The sequence below is a fragment of the Daejeonella sp. JGW-45 genome (assembly GCF_029360805.1).
Lineage (GTDB): Bacteria > Bacteroidota > Bacteroidia > Sphingobacteriales > Sphingobacteriaceae > Daejeonella.
The window spans coordinates 348,408-369,958 of record NZ_JARKNC010000001.1 but is presented as its reverse complement, the minus strand read 5'-3'; the positions used below and the strand labels follow the sequence as shown (position 1 = coordinate 369,958).

Below are 21,551 nucleotides of genomic sequence, written 5' to 3'. Positions count from 1 at the left end.
GATGAGTAACATAAAATATATTTTAGGTCATTTTGCAGATCCGGATGACCTGATGCATGGGATCGATAAGTTACAGGAAGGAAACGTTAAGATTTATGACGTGTATACCCCTATGCCTATCCACGGTATTGAAGATAAATTAGGAATTAAGCGTTCGCGTTTGGGCAAGGTGGCATTTTGTTTCGGCCTGACCGGAACGATAACCGCGATCACTATGATCTGGTATATGCTTGTTTACGACTGGCCTATGAATATCGGTGGCAAGCCTCACTTTGCATTCCCGGATTTCGTGCCGATCATGTTTGAGCTTACCGTTTTGTTCTGTGCATTCGGTATGGTTGGAACTTATTTCTTTGTTAATCACCTTGCTCCGGGCCGTGCGCCAAGAGTAATGGACCTTCGCGCTACCAACGACCGGTTTGTAGTTGCTATTGATGCCAAGGAGAATCCATATCACGATAAAATTGACAACATTTTAAAAGAAGCAGGTGCTGTTGAAGTTAAGCACAACGAAAGAAAATATGTTAGTTATGAATAAGGTCCTGACAATCTGTACCGCTTTTTTAACTGTGGCCTCGGTTTCAGTTATATCTTCCTGTTCAAATAACAGGAGCACGGGTATTGAGTTCGCCCGTAATATGTATGATCCGATCGCTTATAATCCCGATCAGCCAAATAAGAATTTCAAGGACGGGAAAACCGCTCAGACTCCGCCTGCGGGAACAACGCCGGTAGGTTTTGAGAAGATAGACGAATTTCCGAACACTCCTGAAGGATACCAGGCTGCCAGTACAGGTTTAACTAATCCGCTGCCAGTTACTGTTCCTACCCTTGAGCAAGGAAAGACGCTTTATCTTAACATGTGTTCCCACTGTCACGGGAACGAAGGAAAGGGTGACGGTTCTATAGTTAAGATGGGCAAGTTCCCTGCGCCACCATCTTATTCTGCAGGAAATTCATCCAGGGGAGGATCTATGAAGGATCTGACCGACGGAAAGATATACCATACCATTACGTATGGTGTTAACCTTATGGGGCCGCACAAGTATCAGCTTACGCCGGAGCAACGGTGGAAAATTGTTATGTACGTTCACGAATTACAAAAATTACAATAGTCAATTGCTAAAACCAGATGGGAAATCACAATCATACTCATACTCATAATTTTTCTGAACAATTTATTTTTTCAGGCAAATTAAAAACCTGGACCCTTATAGCAATAGTGGTGGGTGTTCTTTCTATAGCATTCGGATTTTTAACAGATCATGCTGAGCGCACCTATGCAAACTTGCTGCTGATGGCATACTACTTCGCATGTGTATGCGCTACAGGTACATTCTTTATCGCCCTGCAATATGTTGCACAGGCAGGTTGGGCAACTGGTTTATTGAGGATACCACAGGCAATGTCCCGGGTTCTTCCTATTGCTTCTGTTGTTCTGTTTGTAGTTTGTGCTGCAGGTTTGGCGACACACAATTTATATCATCACTGGCATGCTGAGGGCATAACCGATCCGAATAGTCCTAATTATGATATGATCATAGCGAATAAGGCAGTGTACCTGAATGTACCTTTCTTTTTAACGCGCCTGGCTGTGTTTTTAGGAGCCTACAGTTTCTTTGCATACCTATTTGCAAAATATGCGCAACGGGAAGCAGAACAGGGCGGTTTGGTTTTCTACGATAAGAGCATCAAGTGGTCGGCGGTATTCCTGATCATCTTTGGATTCACTACACCTATATGGGCTTTCGACACGATCATGTCATTGGAGGCACACTGGTTCTCTACCATGTTCGGCTGGTATAATTTCGCAGCCATGTGGGTTAGCGGTTTATGCGTTATCACATTGATTGTTATCCTCCTTAAAAAGGGCGGCTACCTGTCTTGGGTCAATGAAAATCACCTGCACGATCTTGGTAAGTTCATCTTTGCTTTCTCCATATTCTGGACGTATGTATGGTTTGCTCAGTTTTTGCTTATCTATTACGCAAACATGCCGGAAGAAACGGTATACTTCTACAAGAGATGGGAGCCTGAATACCTGCCTTGGTTTTGGGTTAACATAATAATTAACTTTGTAGCTCCCATACTGATCCTGATGGCCCGCGGTTCAAAGCGTCATACAAACACACTTCTGTTTGTATGTATTATGCTGCTTTGCGGCCACTGGCTGGATTATTATATGATGATCATGCCTGGAACTGTCGAAGCCGAACGTGGTTTCGGTATTATTGAAATAGGTATTGCTATTGGATTTGCAGGTTTATTTGCATTCCTTACGCTCAATCAGTTAAGCAAACGGTCAATGGTTCCAACCAACCATCCTTTCCTTGATGAGAGCTTGCACCACCAAATTTAAACGAGAAGTCTTAATAGCAAAAGGTAACATAGTACGAATAAAATGAGGTTAAGAGAAATTTTTAATATCAGGATTGCTGCTTCAGTATTGATCGCATGCGCTCTTGCGGTATCGAACGGTACGGTTTCAGCCCAGGCTCAGGATACGATGGTAAGTTCAATCACAGCAGTGGAAGATACGGCAGCCGCATCGGCATCTCAGGTGGTTTCACCATCGTCAGCGCCATTGATCAGCACGGCGGTTGACACTGTTGCAAGATATAAGAACATGCAGCCTGTAGAGGAAGTTGCGGATTATTCTGCCGCGTATAAGTCGGGTGCTTATTATCTTTTATTATTCATCCTGCTATGCGTGTTTTACGCAGTGATAGTCAAGGTAATGGGTGTATATGAGCTTAGCCGTGATATCCAGGGGAGAAAGGGTGCTAAGTTTGATTCACGGAGATTCCAGGGAGTCTTATTTATAGTTTTCCTTGTTGTGGGCTTATATGGAGTTTATTGGTCATATTCGGTTCAGGGGCCTATGAGTTTACACGAGTCGGCATCTGAGCACGGAGTCGATATCGACTTTATGTTCAATATCACCTTGATCATCACAACTATCGTTTTTATTCTTACGCACATAGCTTTATTTTGGTTCTCTTATATTTACAGGGGTTCGGCAGAAAAGAAAGCATTTTTCTATCCGCATAATAATGCTCTTGAGCGGATCTGGACAATCGTTCCGGCTATCGCCCTGACAATCCTGGTACTTCTTGGTTTCTTTACCTGGAGAAGTATTACCAATGTTTCCGAAGAAGATCAGAAAAAGGCAATTAATATTGAAGTTGTAGGGGAGCAGTTTAAATGGAGCCTCCGTTATGCAGGACAGGATAATTCAATAGGGAAGCGTAATTTCAAGCTTACTACTCCAACGAATGGATTGGGTATAGATTTTACCGATCAAAAAAGCTGGGATGATCAGCTGGCAAGCGAGATCGTTATCCCGGTTGGTAAGCCGGTTCGGTTCACCATTGGTTCAAAAGATATTCTGCATAGTTTCTACCTGCCTGATTTCAGAGTTCAGATAAACGCCGTACCGGGAATGCCTACATATTTCCAGTTCACTCCACGTCTCACAACGGCGCAAATGAGGGAGAAGCGTAATGACCCGGCATACGACTACGTGCTACTTTGTGCAAAGATCTGCGGGGCCGGGCATTATAACATGCAGGCTAAGGTTGTTGTAGTGTCTGAGGAGGAATATGCAGCATGGACAGCAAAGCTGCCGCTTTACTACAATGACGATGTAAAGAAGGAGCTTCAGCTAGCTGAACAAAAGAATGCAGATGAGAATAATAAAATTGCGTTAAATAATACTAATACAACCACCAAATAATTATGGCAAGCACAGCAATACACGATACAGCCGTACTTCACCACCACGATGATCACGGTCATGATCACGGACATCATAAAGAGACGTTTATTACTAAATATATCTTTAGCCAGGATCATAAAATGATCGCAAAGCAGTTCCTGATCACAGGGATCATTATGGCTGTTATTGCAATGATACTTTCGATCTTGTTCCGGTTACAGCTGGCCTGGCCTGATAAAAGTTTTCCTTTATTGGAGACTTTCCTGGGCAGCAAGTGGGCTGAGGGCGGCAGGATAAAGCCTGATTTTTATCTGGCTTTGGTTACCATACATGGTACTATGATGGTGTTCTTTGTATTAACGGCCGGATTAAGTGGTACTTTCAGTAACCTTTTGATTCCTTTGCAACTGGGAGCAAGGGATATGGCGTCGCCATTCCTGAATATGCTTTCGTACTGGTTATTTTTCACTGCATGTTGCATCATGATGGCTTCATTCTTTGTGGAGAGCGGACCAGCCAGTGCCGGATGGACAGTTTATCCGCCTTTATCTGCACTGCCCAAGGCCATTAGCGGGTCGGGCACCGGTATGACCTTATGGCTTATAAGTATGGTTGCCTTTATCGCTTCTTCTTTGATTGGAGCCCTGAACTATATTTCTACCGTTCTAAATATGCGCACCAGGGGTATGGATATGTGGAAAATGCCTCTTACTATCTGGGCGTTTTTACTGACTGCTATTGTTGGTGTTCTATCGTTTCCGGTACTTGTATCGGCGGTAGTCCTTCTGATATTTGACCGCAGTTTCGGTACAAGTTTCTATTTATCAGACATCGTTGTTGCTGGTCAGATATTGCCTAACCAGGGTGGTAGCCCGGTACTTTGGCAGCACTTGTTCTGGTTCCTTGGTCACCCGGAAGTATACATCGTAATCATGCCTGCCCTAGGTATAACCTCGGAAGTAATCGCTACAAATTCACGTAAGCCGATCTTTGGGTACCATGCGATGGTTTATTCACTAATTGGTATCACGGTTTTATCGTTTATAGTTTGGGGTCACCATATGTTCGTTACCGGTATGAACCCATTCCTTGGAGGAGTGTTTATGATCACTACGCTGATCATTGCGGTACCTTCTGCGGTGAAGACATTTAACTACCTGGCAACGATCTGGAGAGGTAACCTGAGATTTACCCCGGCGATGCTTTTCGCTGTAGGACTTGTATCGTTCTTTATCTCTGGAGGACTTACCGGTATATTCTTAGGTAATGCAGCTCTGGATATTAATCTTCATGATACCTATTTCGTAGTCGCCCACTTCCATCTTGTAATGGGAGCAGCAGCGATCTTCGGTATGCTTTGCGGTGTTTACCACTGGTATCCTAAGATGTTTGGACGTATGATGGATGAGAGGCTTGGTTACATACACTTCTGGCTAACATTCATCGGTGCTTACCTGGTTTTCTTCCCAATGCACTTCATGGGTATTGACGGGGTGCCGCGTCGTTATTACGCATTTACCGAGTTTGCATTTATGCAGGAGTGGTTAACGGTGAACGTTTTCATCACATGGGCAGCAATTATTGCAGCTCTTGCTCAAGTGGCGTTCTTATGGAACTTCTTCTACTCCATATTTTATGGTAAGAAAGCACCGCAGAATCCCTGGGATTCAAATACCCTGGAGTGGACCGCACCTGTTGAGCACCTGCATGGTAACTGGCCGGGAGAGATTCCTTCAGTTTATCGCTGGCCATACGATTACAGCAAACCTGGTCATCACCAAGATTTTATCCCTCAAACTGTACCATTCTCTGAAACAATGAGTTCTAACCTTCAGCATGATTTCGAAGATAATCCTGAGGCTGAACTGATCCAGGAAGAATGGAACAGAAAGCATGCCTCAAAAGGCCATGCTGCTGAGGAAATTAAGTAGCAAGAAAGGATATTCTGTTGACTGACCGCGGCTTGCGGTCGGTCAGCAGAAGTATCATCTTCTCTTCTTTCTGTAAACTGTCCGAAAGGGCTTTTTTAATACCGAAATGTATCCTTCAAGTGAGAAGAGATTCCTGATTATCAATTATATATCCGTAATAGCTCTTTTTTTGCTTATACTAGCGGGTGGTGTTGTTCGCAGCACCGGATCTGGCATGGGTTGTCCCGATTGGCCCAAATGTTTCGATCAGTACATACCACCGACACACATCTCGCAATTACCAGAAGGCTATGAGCAAAAATATGTTGAACAGCGGGTTCAGAAGAATGAACGCTTTGCCAAGACATTGGATCTGTTGGGTTACGGCGAGCTGGCTTATAGGATAAGGACCGACAAGAGCATATTGGAGCCCGACGAGTTTAAAGCTGAAAAAACGTGGACGGAGTATATTAACAGGCTCTTGGGAGCGCTGGTAGGGATCTTTCTTATCGGGTGTGTGATTGCATCCATTACTTATTTAAAATCACGAAGCCGGATATTTTACTGGAGCCTTTTTAATTTGTTCCTGGTAGCTTTCCAGGGCTGGCTCGGGTCGATTGTAGTATCTACCAATCTCCTGGCATGGGTAGTGACAGTTCACATGCTGATTGCGGTGGCTATACTGGCCATTTCGATCTATACTTACTATGAGGCACGTGCGCTGAGAGACAAAAGTGTTCTTACCGATATCAGCCCACGATGGGTTATGCCGCTATTATACGCCGGTTTGGTCCTTACGTTAATACAGATCACCATAGGAACTGAAGTGCGTGAACAGATCGATGCGATATCTTCAACCTATGCGGAACTTAACCGTTCGGAGTGGGTTTCTCAGGTTGGCGAAAAGTTCGTGTATCACCGTGACCTGGCTATTCTGGTGATAATTGTAAACGTATTATCATTTATAGCGATTAGAAAGAGATATCCCGTTGGCGGATACCAGTATAAATATATATCATACGTACTTTTGCTGATTGTGGTGCAGATAATCACCGGCTTGGTACTTTCCTACATGGGATTGCCACCATTTGCTCAAGCCGCACATATTTTACTGGCAACTCTGGTTTTTGGTGCGCAATTTTATCTCCTCCTGTTATTGAAAAAAAGCAGGCTGGAAATACTTAACTAACTATAGAGTGAGGAAATTCATCTCCGATTTTAAGAAGCTGGTCAAGTTGCGGTTAACACTAACCGTGGTATTCTCGGCATCTATATGTTTTTTGATGGGGAGCATGATGCAGCATCATATAAACTGGTTTAACTGGATGATCCTTACGGTCGGAGGGTTCCTGGTCACTGGAGCTGCTAACGGGTTTAACGAGATCATTGAGAAAGACCTCGATAAGCTGATGAGGCGAACTATGGACAGGCCAATACCTTCCGGGGACATGACCACCGGACAGGCGCTTGTTATGAGCTTGATTATGGGTATAAGCGGAACATATCTCTTATTACAGCTCAATTTTCCGACCGGTGTACTCTCTGTTTTTTCGATATTCCTGTACGCCTTTGTTTATACTCCCATGAAACGCAGGTCGCCGATCGCCGTATTTATAGGCGCATTCCCCGGAGCGCTGCCGCCGCTGATCGGATATTTCGCGGCGTTTCATGAGCCCCAGATCTCCTGGGTGCCGGTGATACTTTTCCTGATCCAGTTTGTCTGGCAGTTCCCGCATTTTTGGGCTATTGCGTGGGTACTGGATGATGATTATAAACGCGCGGGTTTCCGTTTGCTGCCTACTACAAAGCAGGATAAGACCAGTGCTTTTATTACCCTTTTGTCAACTCTTATTTTAATTCCCGTAAGCCTTATGCCTACTGTGTACCTGATGCCGTCCGGTCAGGCCTTTGGCGGTAATATTTACGGTATAGTTGCTCTCGTCGCCGGAATATATTTTTTCTGGCAGGCAGTTCAACTTTTTCTCAGGCAGGATGTTCCGTCAGCAAAGAAACTAATGTATACATCGTTTTTTTACCTGCCCCTGCTTCAATTAACCCTTTTGTTTGACTTTATAGCAAAGTAATATGGATCAGTTACCAGTAGAAGATATGCAAAGCTTTAAGGCAAGAAAGTTCCTGATGTGGCTTTTTATAATTTCCTCATTCATGATGTTTGCTGCATTAACCAGTGGTTTCATTGTTTATACAGAGGGCAATGCAGAGCGAGGTATTAAGGTGCTGCTGCCCAAAGCTTTCATTTACAGTACTGTCATTATCATCATAAGCAGTATCACAATGCATATGGCCTATCTGTCGGCCAAAAAACTTGAATTTTGGAAGCAGAAACTATACACGATATTAACTATCCTGCTGGGCATCGCGTTCTTTTTTAGCCAGTACAGCGCCTGGATGGTTCTGACAGATGCCGGAGCTTTTTTCGTGAATTATAATGCGTCCCAATCGTTCATATATGTATTCACAGGCGCGCATCTATTGCACATCTTCGGGGGGATCCTGATGCTGCTTTATTCGCTTATCGGAAAAATGCGTAACATCCCGCAGGTGCGTAATTTATTCCGGATTGAGGTGACCTCTCTTTTTTGGCATTTTATAGATATCCTATGGATTTATCTATATGTTTTCTTACTTTTGAATCAATAAACAAACTACTATACCACTGTCTAAATGAGTACTACTGTATCAAAACTTGATGAAATAAAAACTGGCGCATGGAGCGGCGGAAAGTCGCCTTTTGCTGTAGAATATGGAAAACTAATGATGTGGTTTTTCCTTTTGTCAGATGCGTTCACCTTTTCAGCGTTCCTGATCTACTACGGAGCAATGCGTTTTAGCAAATTGTCCTGGCCGGATCCCGACGTGGTATTCCAGTCGATTCCAGGTTTGGCAGATCACGGATTCCCTTTGGTATTTGTTGGTATAATGACTTTCATTCTGATTATGAGCTCTGTAACCATGGTGCTTGCCGTGGAAGCCGGGCACCGTAATTCAAAGAAAGAAGTTGTGTGGTGGATGATCGCGACTATTATAGGCGGTGCAATGTTCTTGGGCTGCCAGGCTTTAGAGTGGTCTCACTTACACCACGAAGGTTACTGGTGGGGAAGTTTCCCTGCTTCCTACACAGGAACTGACACGATAGGTGCATTACAGTTTTCTAACTTGTTCTTTACAATAACCGGTTTCCACGGCTTTCACGTATTTACCGGCCTTATCATTAATATTATTATAACGTCGATGGTTGTAGCCGGAGTGTTTGAGCGGAGCGGCAGTTACCTGATGGTTGAGAAGGTCGGCCTTTACTGGCACTTTGTTGACCTGGTTTGGGTATTCGTATTTACTTTCTTCTATTTAGTTTAATATCAGGTAAACCATATAAAATGTCTGCAGAACACACACACGATGCGCATACTACAGAGCATGCGGAACATGAGGGAATGACCAAGAGGAAAATCTGGCAGGTTTTCTTTTATATGCTTGGCATCACAGCCCTCGAATTTTTTATTGCGCTTTACATGCTGCCTAAGGGTTTATTGGGCCATGGTGCAGGTAATTTTATTTACGTTGTACTTACGCTTTTAAAAGCCTATTATATAGTTGCATATTTCATGCACCTTAAGTATGAGAAATTTGCTTTAAAAACAGGGATCACCGTATCTCTGGTTTTCATCATTTACTTTATTGTTTTGATGCTTACTGAAGGTTCATATCAGTTCCTTCACATGAATTAATGAGTTCACCCGCTTTTCCGGTTAAAAAGATCCTGATACTGCTGATTTTGTTCGTCGTACCAGGATCTTTGTATTATCTGCTTAAAGCAAAAGGAGAAAACAGGTATCGCCCCCTGGCTATATACGGGCCCAAGCAGCTTGCATCTACATTTCATACGAAGCGTGGGAAGCAGATCCGGGATACGCTATATCACCAGATCCGGGATTTCAAACTGGTCAATCAGCATGGTGATTCTACCTCTTTTCCTGGCGACAGCAGCCAGATAACCGTCGTTAACTTTTTCTTCACGCGTTGCCCGACGTTCTGTTCTAATATGAACAGGGAAATGGCTCGCGTTGCCCGGATCAATAACGGAAACCGGCTTATGCGCTTTCTTTCAATAAGCGTGGACCCCGAGTATGACAGGCCTGAGGTTCTGAACGCGTATAGCAGGAAGTACAGGGCTGAAAACAAAAAATGGGAGTTTCTTACGGGCGATAAGGAGTTTATCCATTCCCTGGCTAAAAACGACTTCAGGGTAGACGCCATCCAGGATACGACAAAAGAGGTGAATTTTATACACAGTCCTATGATCATCCTTTTGGATTCACAAAAGCGTATCCGGGGTTATTACGACTCGACAGGCGGCAATGATCAGATGAACCTGCTGGTGGATGAGATCAGGGTGCTCATCGCTGAAGAGTTAAGAAATGTCAAGGATCGCTGATCCACATTAGTAAATCATGAACGATAGATCTATTTCGCGGTTGATATTAGGAGTGTCAATCTTTGTATTTGCGGTTATTATCATCCTGCAGAGTAAAATGCTGGATATTTTTCCGGATAAAAGTGCGATACCTTCCTGGGTATTCTTCCTGCCGCGCTTAAACGCTATAATAAACGGAACGTGTACGATATTGCTCCTTGTCTCATTGTATTTTATCAAACGTAAGGATATCCGGACACACAAAAAGCTTAATATTACAACATTTATATTGTCATCGTTATTCCTGGTTTCTTATATAATTTTCCATGCCACCGGAATTAAGACAACATACGGAGGCGAAGGACCGGTCAGAACGTTTTATTACTTTATACTTATTACACATATTATCCTGGCCGCTATAGTGCTCCCCCTTGTTTTGTTCAGTTTTCAAAAGGGGCTACAAATGCAGGTTGAAAAGCATAAGAGGCTGGTACGTTGGAGCTATCCAATTTGGTTATATGTAACGGTAACAGGGGTCGTTGTTTATTTGATGATTTCTCCCTATTATACGTTTTGAACCTGGATTATCTCTACCCATTACTATCTCAGTTGCGTGGCATATAGCAGTAACCTGCCAGGGACTTAGAAGGGTTCTGGCAGGGCTCTTGTTGGGCGATAATTGGCCTGACGGGTTCAAAAATGCATAAATTACCCAATAAGAACCCTTGAAGAGCCCTACAAAGGGCATTTTTTGGACTCGAATACGCCCTGAGTTCAAGAACTTCTCTCTGACCTCTTTTCTCAACATGAATTTCCGGATTAACCAGGAAATTGCTTTTAAATTTTCAACCTGTTATCAGCACATTTCGAATTCCCCCAAAACTCAATTTATCTGGTTTTCGATCTGACCGGGTTTAACGTAGAACGTATTACGTAAAACGTAGAACGTAGAACTAATCAGTGGCAGGGTCAATGCAGGTCAACCAAGGGTCAAACAGGGGTCATTTCAGGTCATTTCAGGTCAAAATTTGGTGAATTTCAGTTTTGTGAGCACGTTTGTACTGTACCGGTACACAGACAACAGATTTTTTAAACATTTAAAACTTTTCAATTATGGAGAAATAAAAAAGAGGATCCCCGTGCAGTTGTCAACCTGTCTACCGGCAGGCGGGCTTGCAAAAAGCTTACTGTTGCTTTAAAACACAAACACTGGTGCATTACAGTTATTGGGTTCGATTCCCCAATGGTGCCGCAAGTATGGTGAAACCGCCCCGGGCGGTAGTACACCGAAAGCGAAAGAGGCGGTAAGTATGAAGACTCTGCTAAAAGTTTTTTGTCTAAATTCTTTACCCTATCTTTGTGTCATGAAAACCATCAAGATATTCCTATTGCTTTTCATGTTTCTTTTCGCAGGTGGAATCACAACTGAAGTTTCAGCTCAATGTGCCATGTGTACCTTAAATGCGGATAATTCAACTCAAAACGGCAACACTGAAGGTAACGGGCTCAATGACGGTATCTTATATTTGCTTGCGGCTCCGTATCTTGCCATTGCTGCCGTTGGTTTCATCTGGTACAAAAAGTACAGGCGTAAAAACGTTGTTGTGCACATGAAGAACAGCAAAATAAATCTGAACTGAGCGGACACCCGATAGCTATCGGGTTGACGGTTGACGGTTGACAGTGCCTCTCAACCGTACCTAACGCCTAATACCTAATACCTAATGCCTAATACCTAACGCCTAATACCTAATCCCAATGATCGCTTCCGGCACATTTGATTTTCTGAGAGATTTAGCAAAGAACAATAACCGGGAGTGGTTTCATGAGAATAAAGGAAGGCACGATGAAGCCCGTGCGAATGTTCTTGAATTTGTGGGTGAATTGGTTAAAGGCTTATCGAAAATAGATAAAACCATTTCTGCTGATCTTGACCCTAAGACCTGTGTTATGCGGATATACCGCGATGTGAGGTTCAGCCCGAATAAAGCTCCTTATAAAAATAATTTCGGCGCGGGGATTTCTCAACAGGGAAAAAACTTTAACGGTCCGGGATATTATTTACACATACACCCCGAAGAGAGTTTTCTTGCTGGCGGCTGCTGGATGCCTGAGCCTGATATGTTAAAATCAATACGGCAGGAAATCGATTACAGCGGCAGGGATTTCAGGGGCATAGTCACGACAACTTCGTTTAAAAGCTACTTTGGTGAGCCCGATCAGGAGTGTAAGTTAAAAACGACGCCCAAGGGCTACTCTGCCGATCATCCGGACATAGAATATCTCAAGTTAAAGAGCTTTACTTTTACGCACGTGCTGGCTTCTGAGGAGCTTAAGAGCACCAATGCAGCAAAAAAGGTGCTTGAAGGTTTTGAAAAATTACATCCATTTATGGTATTCCTACGGAATGCAATATCATAATCAGCTAACATGAAAAAAAATCCCATCCCTGTCCTGTTCGTTCTGGTAGTTTCCGCGTTTTCATCATGCGTCGTTCTTTCCCCCAAAAAGCATAATGCTTTACTGGCTCAACGTGATTCACTTTCTCTTGGTTGGGAAGCGGCGCGCGCAAGAATTGTTTCCCTCGAAGAAGAGATAGCCAGCCTGAAGTCAGACACATCATCTCTGCACGCGCGTATTGCCGGTCTTGAAGGCAATGTTACAGGGCTTAACGAGAATCTTAATTCACTGCGCTCAAACAGCTCGTCAGAGATCAGCAGGCTTTCTGCCGATCTTCAGAAGCGGGAGGCCCGGTTAAAAGAGGTAGAAGAAATCTTACGTAAGAGGGATGAAGCTACGAATGCGCTACGGGACAAGCTTCAGAAAGCCCTGCTAGGTTTTCAGCAGAGTGGCCTGTCTGTTGATATCAGAGACGGTAAGGTGTACGTCTCACTCACTGATAAATTACTTTTCAGCAGCGGTAGTATAGTTATTGATGATCGCGGTAAACTTGCCCTGCAGGAGTTGGCAAAGGTATTGAAGACACAACCGGAGATCAATATTTCTGTGGAAGGCCACACTGATAACCAGCGTGTTGTTAACCTGGGTCAGATTAAGGACAATTGGGATCTTAGTGTGCTGCGGGCTACTTCCGTGGTTCGTTTTCTGACCGAAGGTGAGAAGATTGAGAACAACCGGATAACTGCTACGGGTAAAGGAGAATACCAGCCTATTGAGCAAGGATCAACACCAGACGCAAGAAGCAGGAACAGGAGGATTGAAATTGTGCTTTCACCGAAACTTGACGAATTGTATAATCTGATTAAATAAGTTGAAAGTTGAGAGTTGAAAGTTGGCTGGGGTTTTAGGTTGACGGTGTCTCCATTCCTGTTAAGTCGTGGTTACCGGATGCCCGCTTTCAACTTTCAGTTTTCAACTCTCCACTTAAAAAGGACTAACAAAATCTTTAAACTTAGGAAGTGTTTTGTCCTTTTCGGAAAGAATGACTTCCGAGGGATCGATGCCCCAATTGATATTAAGATCCGGATCGTTCCATATAATACCTATTTCCGAAGGCTTATCATAGAGCTTTGTTACCTTATAAGTAAATATGGTGTCGTCATCGAGGGTTACAAAGCCATGCAAAAATCCGGGCGGTACCCAAAACATCCTATGGTTAGCTTCACTTAATTCAATGGCAATATGCTCACCGTAAGTGGGAGAGCTTTGCCGGATATCTACCGCCACATCTATCACCCTGCCTTTTACGACCCGTACAAGTTTCCCCTGCGCGCTCGCGCCTCTCTGTGCGTGAAGACCCCTCAAGGTTCCCCTTTGAGAAAGTGACTGGTTGTCCTGGACAAAGTCGGTCACGATACCCGCCCGCTCAAACGCATTTTGGTTATAGCTTTCATAGAAATAGCCTCGATCATCGCGCCAGACCTTAGGGTCTATAATAAAAAGGCCTTTTATTTTAGTTTCAATAAAATTCATCGGCATCAATAAATTCCATAAGGGTACGGAAAGAAACAAATTTATTGGAAAATTCTTCCGGGAAATCAGCCTGAAGCGCTGCGGAGTATTGATGCTTGTACTCATTGTACTTTTCAATTGAATCCGAAACGTATTGTACGCAATAAGTAATGCCTTCGTTAGGAGAGTCGAGGACTTTAAGCATCCTGTTTGATGCAAAACACCCAGTATTCATCACCTGGCCGATATGGACATTTTGCATCCAGTTAAGCCACCGTTCATGAATGCTTTCGTCGATAATAATGGTTACATTATATAAAATCATGGCGTGAAGGTAAGAAATAGTAATCAGTGATCAGTAATCGGAGGTCGCGCCAAGTAATCAGATTTAGAAGCTTTCTTGATCGTTAGGTACGTTGGCACTGATTACTGTTTACAGATTACCCTAGTTTATCGCCCCTAAGAAGCCTAAACCTCTTCCTTGCTTCGATTACATACAGGCTCCCCGGAAAATCAGTAATTATCTTTTGATATAATTCAAGAGCCTTAGCTGGTTGGCTGAGCTTATTTTCATACAGGTCGGCGAGCACAAAAATGGCGTCATCACCCCAAAGCTCGGAGCTGTGTTTTTCCACGATTTCGTAGAGCTGGGTTACCGCTTTGTCAATTTCATTTTTTTTCAGGTAGACTTTAGATTTAGCCATCAGGATATCATCTGCAAGCGAATTGCCGGGATAGAGAATATTCAGACTGTCTAAAAGTATCAATGCCCTGTCAGGCTGGTTTTTAAAGATCAAAAGGTCTGCATAAGAATATTTTTTGAGAGCAGCTGTGTCTGTTTCATTTTGGAGATTGTCTGAAATCAGCAAGCTCAGGTTCAATGCATCATTTGCTATCAATTGCGAAGTGGAGCTTTTTAGGACATCTAACTGGGCTTTCGACCAAGCATAATCACCCTGAAAGTAGGAGAGTTTCGCACTCTTGTATTTAGCTTCCTGACCATAGGTGTCATTACTGAACTGCTTTTCGACCTGTCCGTATAGAAGGGCCGCTTCCCATACTTCTCCCGTCAGTATATAAATATCGCCGAGCTCAAGCTTCGCCTGCGCCAATATAAGTGGAGGAATGCCGGGTAACTCGATCATTTCTGAGAGATTTTCAGCAGCATCCTGGGGTTTTTGAAGATAAAAGGCCTGAAGGTTAGCAAGCTGAAGTATAGCAAAAGAAGTTCCTGAGCTGCGGCCGAATTCCTGCAGTAGAGAAATATAGTCACTTTCGAGCGCTGCAAGCTCAGGACGACTGAATTTATCAGATGTTAATTGCTTAGACTTCGTATTAAGGAGATCGATTTTGGCCGGGATATAATATTTCCCATCGCTGCCTTTCGTGATCAGGTAATTTAGAGACTCCACAACCTGGTCGTAAGCATGGTTAGATAACAGCAAGCGCGAGAGTTCAAAAACACGGCTGCCGTCTTCCTTTAAACGCCGGTCTAAAGCAAGAGTTTGTCTCAAGGCCATATCAAATTCCTTTTGCTGGATATACTGCCAGGTTAGAAATTCGGTATAAGCGATATTCTGAGCGTCTTTCTGAAGGCGTCTCAGCAACGCTGTTTTCAGCATGTCGTAATCTGACTTATCTTCCAGGATGTTTGCTAAAACATTTTGAGCCTGGCGCAGAACCTCAGGATTTCTTTCTAAAAGTGACAGGTATTCCTGAACGAGCATCGGCTTATCTTTGCGATAGCGGTAAAGACTTAAAAGATCGTATGAAAATGCATTTTCATCGTTCAGTATCTTCCGGCCGTTAAGCAGGGCTTTTATCGAAAAATCATATCCCTCGGCCCTGTAAAAGGTTATTGCAAGATCTTTTATAGCAAATTCGTTGGCGGGCATATCACGGATAAGCTTATTAAACCATTCTGTCGATTTTTCCTGTTCTCCCCTTTCCTGGAACACCCGGCCTATATCAACAGCATATGTATAGTTTCCCGGATTTGATTTAAGCAGCTTTTTTGCCAATGCTTCTGCCTCATCATATTGTTTCGTTTTTAAGAGGCAAATAAAGTAAGGGTCATAATGCCCCGCGTTCTTTGTGCGATTGAAAAGTTTTTCATAGATGACGGCCGCTTTTTCGAACTCACCAGTCTGAAAGTATTGTACGGCCAATGCCTCGTCGGAGCTTAGCTGTGCATGAACCGGCGTCCAAGCCAGTAGTACTAAAAGCAGAACTATGATTCTATTCATCTGTTATCTTTCATTAATGATCATGACACTGCCCGCCCTGGGCCGGGTGACCATTCTCCGCAGGTTTGCCAAAATAATGATAGTTATATGTTTTGCTTACGCTGTTGTGATGCAACCTAAATATAACGATAATGATTAATTAATAATATGTACGTCGGGCATTTTACCAATTACGGTCATATTGGTACCCTGTAGTTTAAATGTTACGCTGCCTCTTAATTGGGTTTATAAATCTTTTGGTAACTTGAAAAGTTGAATCCGGGATTTTCCATAGGGTTTTAGAAAACAGTAATATTTCAGTTGCATTTTTTACAATGCTGCCGAATTGTAGATTTTTGTTTAGAGATTAGGGTAAATCAGGAAATGCACGATTTGAAAAACTATTTTCTTCTTTTTATAATTCTTGTCAGTATATCCTGTACCCGGGAGAAGAGCTCAGATAAGATCCCTGTTGAGAACTTTTTTAAGGCGGCCTTTAAGACGTCATTTCATGTTTCTCCTGATGGGAATTATATTTCCTATTTGAAGCCTGACAATAACCGTATCCATATTTACGTGGAAACATGGGATGGGAAAAATACGACGCAGCTTACCTGTGACTCTAACCGCAGTATCGCTTATCATTTGTGGATCAATAATCACGAGATCCTTTATTTGAAGAATGGAACAGCAGAAGCCGATCCGGGCTTATTTGCGGTAAGAAGCGATGGCTCAAATAAAAGGGAGCTCCTGTCATTTGCTAAAACCCGTATCCGATTGATAACCTCCCAGCCGGTTAAAGACAATAACGTTCTTGTGGCGTTAAATCAGCGGGACTCGACCGTATTTGACGCTTACCGGCTAAATATTCAAACCGGAAAATTATCATTGCTGGTAAAGAATCCCGGTAATATCACTCAATGGTACTCCGATACCGAAGGCAAGCTTAGAATGGCTATAGCGAGCGACGGGGTCAATGAAACGCTTCTTTATCGGAATTCCGAAAAAGAAGCGTTTAAGCCGGTGTTAACAAATAACTTCAAAGCAAGCATTTCGCCTGTTGGCTTTAGTAAAGACAACCGATGTATTTATGCGTTGTCGAATAAAAACCGGGATAAAATGGCGCTGGTAGAATTGGATTGTGTTACCGGGAAGGAACATCGCATTATCTATAGTAATCCCGAGGTAGATGTGTCTGAAGCTGTTTTTTCAGCGAATAAGGATAAGATGATTTACGCTGGCTATGAAACATGGAAAAAGGAAAGATACTATCTGGATGATTCGGTGAAAGCCATGTATAGCCGCCTGGAGGCCCTGCTTCCCAATACACAGATAAAAGTCAGCAGTTCTGATGCATCAGAAAGCAAGTTTATTATCCAGACTTATACGGACAAGGATCCAGGTTCATTTTATTTGTATACAGAAAAGGGTAATAAGCTGGTAAAACTCAGTGATGTTAATCCCTCGATTGATGCTAACAATATGGCTGCAATGAAACCTATTTCTTACAAGACAAGGGATGGGTTAACAATTGACGGATACCTGACTTTGCCTGTTGGGAAAAAAGGCACAAATTTGCCTCTCGTTGTAATGCCTCATGGCGGGCCGGACTCCAGAAACAGCTGGGGCTATAATTCGGAAGTACAGTTTTTAGCCAACAGGGGTTATGCAGTTTTTCAGGTTAACTTCCGGGGCTCGAAGGGTTATGGTAAGGAATTCTGGATAGCGGGGTTTAAAGAATGGGGGGGTAAAATGCAGAACGATATTACTGACGGCGTTCGCTGGCTTATTTCCGAAAAAATAGCTGATTCCACCCGGATCGGTATTTATGGATCCAGTTTTGGCGGATACTCGGCATTGCATGGCTTGTGCTTTCAACCCGACCTTTATAAATGTGGTGCGTCTTATTCGGGCCTAACTAATTTATTTACCTACCTCAAGGATATTCCGCCATATTACCGGCCATATTTACAGATGTTTTACGAAACTGTCGGTAATCCGGAAGCCGATGCAGATTATTTCCGTGCCGTTTCCCCGGTATTCCACACAGATAAGATCCGGTCACCAGTACTGATTGCCCAGGGTTCAAGAGATCCGCGGGTAAATATGAACGAAACGAACCAGTTCGTAAAGGAACTGAAAAAAAGAGAGGTGCCCGTCACGTATATACTAAAAGAGGGGGAGGGACACTTTTTCAAAAAGCCGGAAAATAAGCTCGAGTTTTACAGGGAACTGGAGAAATTCCTTGAAAAAAATCTAAGAATGGAGTAATAAATGAAGGAGTATCAGCAGATCTACCGAAAAAACTTCTCTCTTATACTAACGTTCCTGATTTTGATCACAGCCTCCATGGCTGTTGCCTTTTACCTGGCTTATAATCTTACCACCAAATATGTTGAGAATGAATTTGTTTCCCAGAAAATCGAGGTTCTGGAAGAAACAGTTAAGCCCTATAATAACTTTTTCCAAAATAAGATTCCCGAAATCTCATTCTACCAGGGTTACCTCGATTCGAGTCAGGCGGTAAAATATGTGGATACCATATTCAGGAGATTTAGGTTTGTCGACCGTATTGTCTTCTACGATGCCGGGATCAGTAATCACAATATTCCTGACGGCGTAAGGGTGAACAACTTTTCAATGGGACCCAAATCTGTGTACCAGTTTGGGAGGGACATACCTAAGGACTCTATACTTCTTTTTAGGAACGACCGGCCAAACACATTCTTCTCCTTAAAAACGGGAGACGAATTCAACAAGATGGCTATAAAGTTTACCCGTTTTATTGAGTCATCGGACACGACGAAAGCCTTGAGTGACGACGACCGGTTTAATATTTTCTATACGATCACTTCAAACAGGATCACGTACATGAATGTCCCCAGAAGGGAAGAGCTAAAGATGTATAAGGAGATAATGACAAAGGATCTTCCTGAATCTCCTGTTTATGAGCTGGATATGCTGACGTTTTATCTTGATCCTCTGAAGCTGGTCATAAAGAATACCAACCCTGAATTGTATGAGCATATCAGTATCAAGCCGCTGGTTTATGAGTCCCTTGCGAACGACACTGAACTGATCAGTAATGACCTACCTCTGTCTGGCCCCTTTTCGGATTATAAACTTTATTTCAGTTCAGATAAGGGATACTTGATGAGGGAGATTAATCGACGTTTTCTGCCTATTGCAGGTATCATATTTGCCACCTACGGTATCCTTGTATTAATAGGGTACCTGATTTATCGTAACCTGAATATTAACAGTAAGATGTTTAAACTTCAGTATGACTTTGTAAATAACCTGACTCATGAATTCAAAACACCGGTGAGTGTTATAAAGATCGCAGGTAATAATATACGAAGTGCGACAACCTTGTCGGACCGCGAGCGACTGCATTATGGTAAGATCCTGGATGAGGAAGCCGATAAGCTTAACGACCTGATGAACAAGTTGCTTTCATTCACACAGATCGAGAATAAGGCGATCCGGCTTAAGGAGGAGAATATACATTTGGAGGTTTTTTGCCAGAACCTGATCGATGCATATCAGCTCAAGTATCCTGCATTCGATATTAGTTGTCAAATTGAGGGCATTGAATATTTTAAAACCGACCCGGTTCTGTTAAGCAGTATTTTCCGTAACCTGATAGATAATGCCTATAAGTATTCGAACCCCGGGAAGAAATTTCTGAAGATATCTATTAAAAAGATCAAGAAGCATGTGGTCATGAAGTTTGCAGATAAAGGAATTGGTATTCCTGCGGAGGATATCGAGAATATTTTTAAAAAGTTCTTCAGGGTGGAAAACCAATATAATCAGCAGGGCAGTGTTGGTTTAGGTTTGGCATTCTGTAAAGAACTGGTTAATTTTATGAACGGAACGATCAGTGTTCAGAGTGTTGAAGGAAAAGGGTCAGAGTTTAAAATTGAGTTGCCTTACGAACCATAGATATGTCAAAAGAAATTAAAATTGCCGTTATTGAGGATGATGAAAATCTTCGTTTTTTAGTAGTACACCGTCTACAGACTGAAGGGTATAAAGTTGTCGAAGCTTCGGATGGTGAGATGGCTGAGGAACTGATCATGACTGAACAGCCTGATATAGTTCTTCTTGATTGGATGCTGCCTAATAAACAGGGCTCTGAGGTTTGCCAGAATGTGCGCAAACTAGGGTTTAACAATATTATCGTAATGATGACTGCCAAGGCACAGGACATAGATAAGATTGACGCCTACAGCTTTGGGGTTTCAGATTACGTGACCAAACCCTTCAATATGGACGTTTTAGTTGCTTTGATTGATAACAAAGTGAAATTTGTGATCAATAATGAGAAGTCTGAAATTTACAGGTTTGGTAATATGGAGCATCATCCGAATACTCACTCCTTAATGCGTGACGACAAGAAAATTGAACTGACCATTCTTGAAAACAGGATACTTCTTTACTTTTTGAAGAACGCTAATACAGTAATTAACAGGGATGAGCTAATGATGGTAGTTTGGGGGTATAATTCGGATGTAAATACCCGCACGCTCGATATGCATATTGTCCGTCTCCGTAAAAAAATAGAGAACAACCCGGACAGGCCTCACTTCATGCAGACCGTACGAGGCGTTGGGTATAAATTTTTGGTAGAGTAAGCTGTACTTTATAAGTTGTACGTTGTAAGTTATACGTTATACGTCTGGGCGGATAACCCAGCGTTTAGGCACTTATAACGTATAACTTATAACGTACCACTAAAAATATATATCTACGTAATCAGTCGTTGACCCGTCGCAGCTAAGCATATTCTGAAGCCGCCAGTATTTTCGTGTACCTGTCGCTTTAAACAACTGTTTGCCTGTTCGGACGCACGGTTCACCAGCTGTGATGAGGTGCGCATTATATTCAATCGTCCCGTCGAACTCAAGTTCGCGTTGGTTGACTGGTCGTATCCGGCCATTAACCCTGAGGTAGGAGTCTTTTTCGCCTGTCTGACTTCCTTTAATTGTATACCAACCATCGCGGGATTCCGTAATAATAACTGAACCTGGCTTTTCCCAGCTTATCCATTGCAGGGTAAGGTCATGCCGGCCCGCCAACGTAGGATGGGGCTCCGGGTTGGATATTTCGGGCATCTTCTGGATGGTGTCACCCTCGAACGTTCGAGCAGCTTTTTCGATAGCCGACCGCAGACTGTCGTTTTCTTTTTTAAGGTCAAAATTTTGCTGTCTTAAGTTTTGATTGACCGTATCGCCTGTCTTGGGTTTACACGAAACGAGCACCAAGAGCGCGATGAATAGAATTCCCGTTGATTTCATGCTTAGGGGTATGCAAAGACAATACCAAAGGGAGTTGGACCTTATAAGTTG

Annotated in this window: 22 protein-coding genes; 18 read left to right on the top strand and 4 right to left on the bottom strand. The window is 43.0% G+C overall.

Going from position 1 to position 21,551, the window contains the following annotated elements; all coding sequences use genetic code 11:
* Position 1 precedes the first annotated feature (1 nt).
* The 15 genes from P2W76_RS01685 to P2W76_RS01615 all read left to right on the top strand — a co-directional run bounded on the left by P2W76_RS01685 (position 2) and on the right by P2W76_RS01615 (position 13,330).
* On the top strand, positions 2-538 hold the full coding sequence (locus tag P2W76_RS01685) for a DUF3341 domain-containing protein (protein ID WP_276345730.1): 537 nt from the start codon (positions 2-4) through the stop codon (positions 536-538).
* Positions 531-1,115: a cytochrome c gene (locus P2W76_RS01680; protein ID WP_346429818.1), complete on the top strand. Its 585-nt coding sequence runs from the start codon at positions 531-533 to the stop codon at positions 1,113-1,115. Before P2W76_RS01685 ends, P2W76_RS01680 begins: the two co-directional genes overlap by 8 nt.
* Positions 1,116-1,132: 17 nt before the next feature.
* Positions 1,133-2,359: a quinol:cytochrome C oxidoreductase gene (locus tag P2W76_RS01675; RefSeq protein ID WP_276345728.1), complete on the top strand. Its 1,227-nt coding sequence runs from the start codon at positions 1,133-1,135 to the stop codon at positions 2,357-2,359.
* Positions 2,360-2,401: 42 nt separating this feature from the next.
* On the top strand, positions 2,402-3,736 hold the full coding sequence (locus tag P2W76_RS01670) for a cytochrome c oxidase subunit II (RefSeq protein WP_276345727.1): 1,335 nt from the start codon (positions 2,402-2,404) through the stop codon (positions 3,734-3,736).
* 2 nt (positions 3,737-3,738) lie between these two features.
* The gene (locus P2W76_RS01665) at positions 3,739-5,649 is read left to right on the top strand and encodes a cbb3-type cytochrome c oxidase subunit I (RefSeq protein WP_276345726.1); all 1,911 of its coding nucleotides are present in this window, start codon (positions 3,739-3,741) and stop codon (positions 5,647-5,649) included.
* 106 nt (positions 5,650-5,755) lie between these two features.
* The gene (locus P2W76_RS01660; RefSeq protein WP_276345725.1) at positions 5,756-6,817 is read left to right on the top strand and encodes a COX15/CtaA family protein; all 1,062 of its coding nucleotides are present in this window, start codon (positions 5,756-5,758) and stop codon (positions 6,815-6,817) included.
* 7 nt (positions 6,818-6,824) lie between these two features.
* Positions 6,825-7,712: a heme o synthase gene (cyoE, locus tag P2W76_RS01655; protein WP_276345724.1), complete on the top strand. Its 888-nt coding sequence runs from the start codon at positions 6,825-6,827 to the stop codon at positions 7,710-7,712.
* 1 nt (position 7,713) lies between these two features.
* Positions 7,714-8,289 carry a cytochrome c oxidase subunit 3 gene (locus P2W76_RS01650; RefSeq protein ID WP_276345723.1) on the top strand — a complete coding sequence of 192 codons (576 nt, stop codon included), beginning with the start codon at positions 7,714-7,716 and terminating at the stop codon, positions 8,287-8,289.
* Positions 8,290-8,313: 24 nt separating this feature from the next.
* Entirely contained in the window at positions 8,314-9,003 is a 690-nt protein-coding gene (locus P2W76_RS01645) for a cytochrome c oxidase subunit 3 (protein WP_276345722.1), read from the top strand.
* A gap of 20 nt (positions 9,004-9,023) precedes the next feature.
* Positions 9,024-9,374, top strand: a complete 351-nt coding sequence (locus P2W76_RS01640) for a cytochrome C oxidase subunit IV family protein (RefSeq protein WP_276345721.1) — start codon at positions 9,024-9,026, stop codon at positions 9,372-9,374.
* Complete coding sequence (locus tag P2W76_RS01635; protein ID WP_276345720.1) at positions 9,374-10,081, top strand: SCO family protein; 708 nt, start codon at positions 9,374-9,376, stop codon at positions 10,079-10,081. The genes P2W76_RS01640 and P2W76_RS01635 overlap by 1 nt, the downstream gene beginning before the upstream one ends.
* 16 nt (positions 10,082-10,097) lie before the next feature.
* Positions 10,098-10,637: a DUF420 domain-containing protein gene (locus P2W76_RS01630; RefSeq protein WP_276345719.1), complete on the top strand. Its 540-nt coding sequence runs from the start codon at positions 10,098-10,100 to the stop codon at positions 10,635-10,637.
* A 787-nt stretch (positions 10,638-11,424) separates the two neighbouring features.
* The gene (locus P2W76_RS01625) at positions 11,425-11,700 is read left to right on the top strand and encodes a hypothetical protein (RefSeq protein WP_276345718.1); all 276 of its coding nucleotides are present in this window, start codon (positions 11,425-11,427) and stop codon (positions 11,698-11,700) included.
* Positions 11,701-11,818: 118 nt separating this feature from the next.
* Positions 11,819-12,481: a DUF2461 domain-containing protein gene (locus P2W76_RS01620; protein ID WP_276345717.1), complete on the top strand. Its 663-nt coding sequence runs from the start codon at positions 11,819-11,821 to the stop codon at positions 12,479-12,481.
* Positions 12,482-12,490: 9 nt separating this feature from the next.
* The gene (locus P2W76_RS01615) at positions 12,491-13,330 is read left to right on the top strand and encodes an OmpA family protein (RefSeq protein ID WP_276345716.1); all 840 of its coding nucleotides are present in this window, start codon (positions 12,491-12,493) and stop codon (positions 13,328-13,330) included.
* Positions 13,331-13,444: 114 nt separating this feature from the next.
* Here P2W76_RS01615 and rfbC read toward each other — a convergent pair whose 3' ends face one another.
* The 3 genes from rfbC to P2W76_RS01600 all read right to left on the bottom strand — a co-directional run bounded on the left by rfbC (position 13,445) and on the right by P2W76_RS01600 (position 16,218).
* Positions 13,445-13,993, bottom strand: coding sequence for a dTDP-4-dehydrorhamnose 3,5-epimerase (gene rfbC, locus P2W76_RS01610; RefSeq protein ID WP_276345715.1), 549 nt, complete (start codon positions 13,991-13,993; stop codon positions 13,445-13,447).
* On the bottom strand, positions 13,980-14,297 hold the full coding sequence (locus tag P2W76_RS01605) for a DUF4286 family protein (RefSeq protein ID WP_276345714.1): 318 nt from the start codon (positions 14,295-14,297) through the stop codon (positions 13,980-13,982). Before P2W76_RS01605 ends, rfbC begins: the two co-directional genes overlap by 14 nt.
* 115 nt (positions 14,298-14,412) lie before the next feature.
* The gene (locus P2W76_RS01600) at positions 14,413-16,218 is read right to left on the bottom strand and encodes a tetratricopeptide repeat protein (protein ID WP_276345713.1); all 1,806 of its coding nucleotides are present in this window, start codon (positions 16,216-16,218) and stop codon (positions 14,413-14,415) included.
* Between the two features lie 363 nt (positions 16,219-16,581).
* On the opposite strand from P2W76_RS01600, the gene P2W76_RS01595 reads away from it, so the two are divergent.
* The 3 genes from P2W76_RS01595 to P2W76_RS01585 are packed head-to-tail and all read left to right on the top strand — an operon-like array spanning position 16,582 to position 20,837.
* Positions 16,582-18,468, top strand: a complete 1,887-nt coding sequence (locus P2W76_RS01595) for a S9 family peptidase (RefSeq protein WP_276345712.1) — start codon at positions 16,582-16,584, stop codon at positions 18,466-18,468.
* Positions 18,469-18,471: 3 nt separating this feature from the next.
* Positions 18,472-20,145 (top strand): HAMP domain-containing sensor histidine kinase, encoded by a 1,674-nt coding sequence (locus P2W76_RS01590; protein ID WP_276345711.1) that lies wholly within the window; start codon positions 18,472-18,474, stop codon positions 20,143-20,145.
* A 2-nt stretch (positions 20,146-20,147) separates the two neighbouring features.
* Positions 20,148-20,837 carry a response regulator transcription factor gene (locus P2W76_RS01585; RefSeq protein ID WP_276345710.1) on the top strand — a complete coding sequence of 230 codons (690 nt, stop codon included), beginning with the start codon at positions 20,148-20,150 and terminating at the stop codon, positions 20,835-20,837.
* A 99-nt stretch (positions 20,838-20,936) separates the two neighbouring features.
* On the opposite strand, the gene P2W76_RS01580 is transcribed toward P2W76_RS01585, so the two are convergent.
* The gene (locus P2W76_RS01580; RefSeq protein WP_276345709.1) at positions 20,937-21,500 is read right to left on the bottom strand and encodes a hypothetical protein; all 564 of its coding nucleotides are present in this window, start codon (positions 21,498-21,500) and stop codon (positions 20,937-20,939) included.
* Between the last annotated feature and the right edge of the window lie 51 nt (positions 21,501-21,551).

Coding starts and splice junctions, on each gene's coding strand:
- P2W76_RS01685 (WP_276345730.1), top strand. CDS start 2: ATGAGTAACATAAAATATATTTTAGGTCATTTTGCAGATCCGGATGAC.
- P2W76_RS01680 (WP_346429818.1), top strand. CDS start 531: ATGAATAAGGTCCTGACAATCTGTACCGCTTTTTTAACTGTGGCCTCG.
- P2W76_RS01675 (WP_276345728.1), top strand. CDS start 1,133: ATGGGAAATCACAATCATACTCATACTCATAATTTTTCTGAACAATTT.
- P2W76_RS01670 (WP_276345727.1), top strand. CDS start 2,402: ATGAGGTTAAGAGAAATTTTTAATATCAGGATTGCTGCTTCAGTATTG.
- P2W76_RS01665 (WP_276345726.1), top strand. CDS start 3,739: ATGGCAAGCACAGCAATACACGATACAGCCGTACTTCACCACCACGAT.
- P2W76_RS01660 (WP_276345725.1), top strand. CDS start 5,756: ATGTATCCTTCAAGTGAGAAGAGATTCCTGATTATCAATTATATATCC.
- P2W76_RS01650 (WP_276345723.1), top strand. CDS start 7,714: ATGGATCAGTTACCAGTAGAAGATATGCAAAGCTTTAAGGCAAGAAAG.
- P2W76_RS01645 (WP_276345722.1), top strand. CDS start 8,314: ATGAGTACTACTGTATCAAAACTTGATGAAATAAAAACTGGCGCATGG.
- P2W76_RS01640 (WP_276345721.1), top strand. CDS start 9,024: ATGTCTGCAGAACACACACACGATGCGCATACTACAGAGCATGCGGAA.
- P2W76_RS01635 (WP_276345720.1), top strand. CDS start 9,374: ATGAGTTCACCCGCTTTTCCGGTTAAAAAGATCCTGATACTGCTGATT.
- P2W76_RS01630 (WP_276345719.1), top strand. CDS start 10,098: ATGAACGATAGATCTATTTCGCGGTTGATATTAGGAGTGTCAATCTTT.
- P2W76_RS01625 (WP_276345718.1), top strand. CDS start 11,425: ATGAAAACCATCAAGATATTCCTATTGCTTTTCATGTTTCTTTTCGCA.
- P2W76_RS01620 (WP_276345717.1), top strand. CDS start 11,819: ATGATCGCTTCCGGCACATTTGATTTTCTGAGAGATTTAGCAAAGAAC.
- P2W76_RS01615 (WP_276345716.1), top strand. CDS start 12,491: ATGAAAAAAAATCCCATCCCTGTCCTGTTCGTTCTGGTAGTTTCCGCG.
- rfbC (WP_276345715.1), bottom strand. CDS start 13,993: ATGAATTTTATTGAAACTAAAATAAAAGGCCTTTTTATTATAGACCCT.
- P2W76_RS01605 (WP_276345714.1), bottom strand. CDS start 14,297: ATGATTTTATATAATGTAACCATTATTATCGACGAAAGCATTCATGAA.
- P2W76_RS01600 (WP_276345713.1), bottom strand. CDS start 16,218: ATGAATAGAATCATAGTTCTGCTTTTAGTACTACTGGCTTGGACGCCG.
- P2W76_RS01595 (WP_276345712.1), top strand. CDS start 16,582: ATGCACGATTTGAAAAACTATTTTCTTCTTTTTATAATTCTTGTCAGT.
- P2W76_RS01590 (WP_276345711.1), top strand. CDS start 18,472: ATGAAGGAGTATCAGCAGATCTACCGAAAAAACTTCTCTCTTATACTA.
- P2W76_RS01585 (WP_276345710.1), top strand. CDS start 20,148: ATGTCAAAAGAAATTAAAATTGCCGTTATTGAGGATGATGAAAATCTT.
- P2W76_RS01580 (WP_276345709.1), bottom strand. CDS start 21,500: ATGAAATCAACGGGAATTCTATTCATCGCGCTCTTGGTGCTCGTTTCG.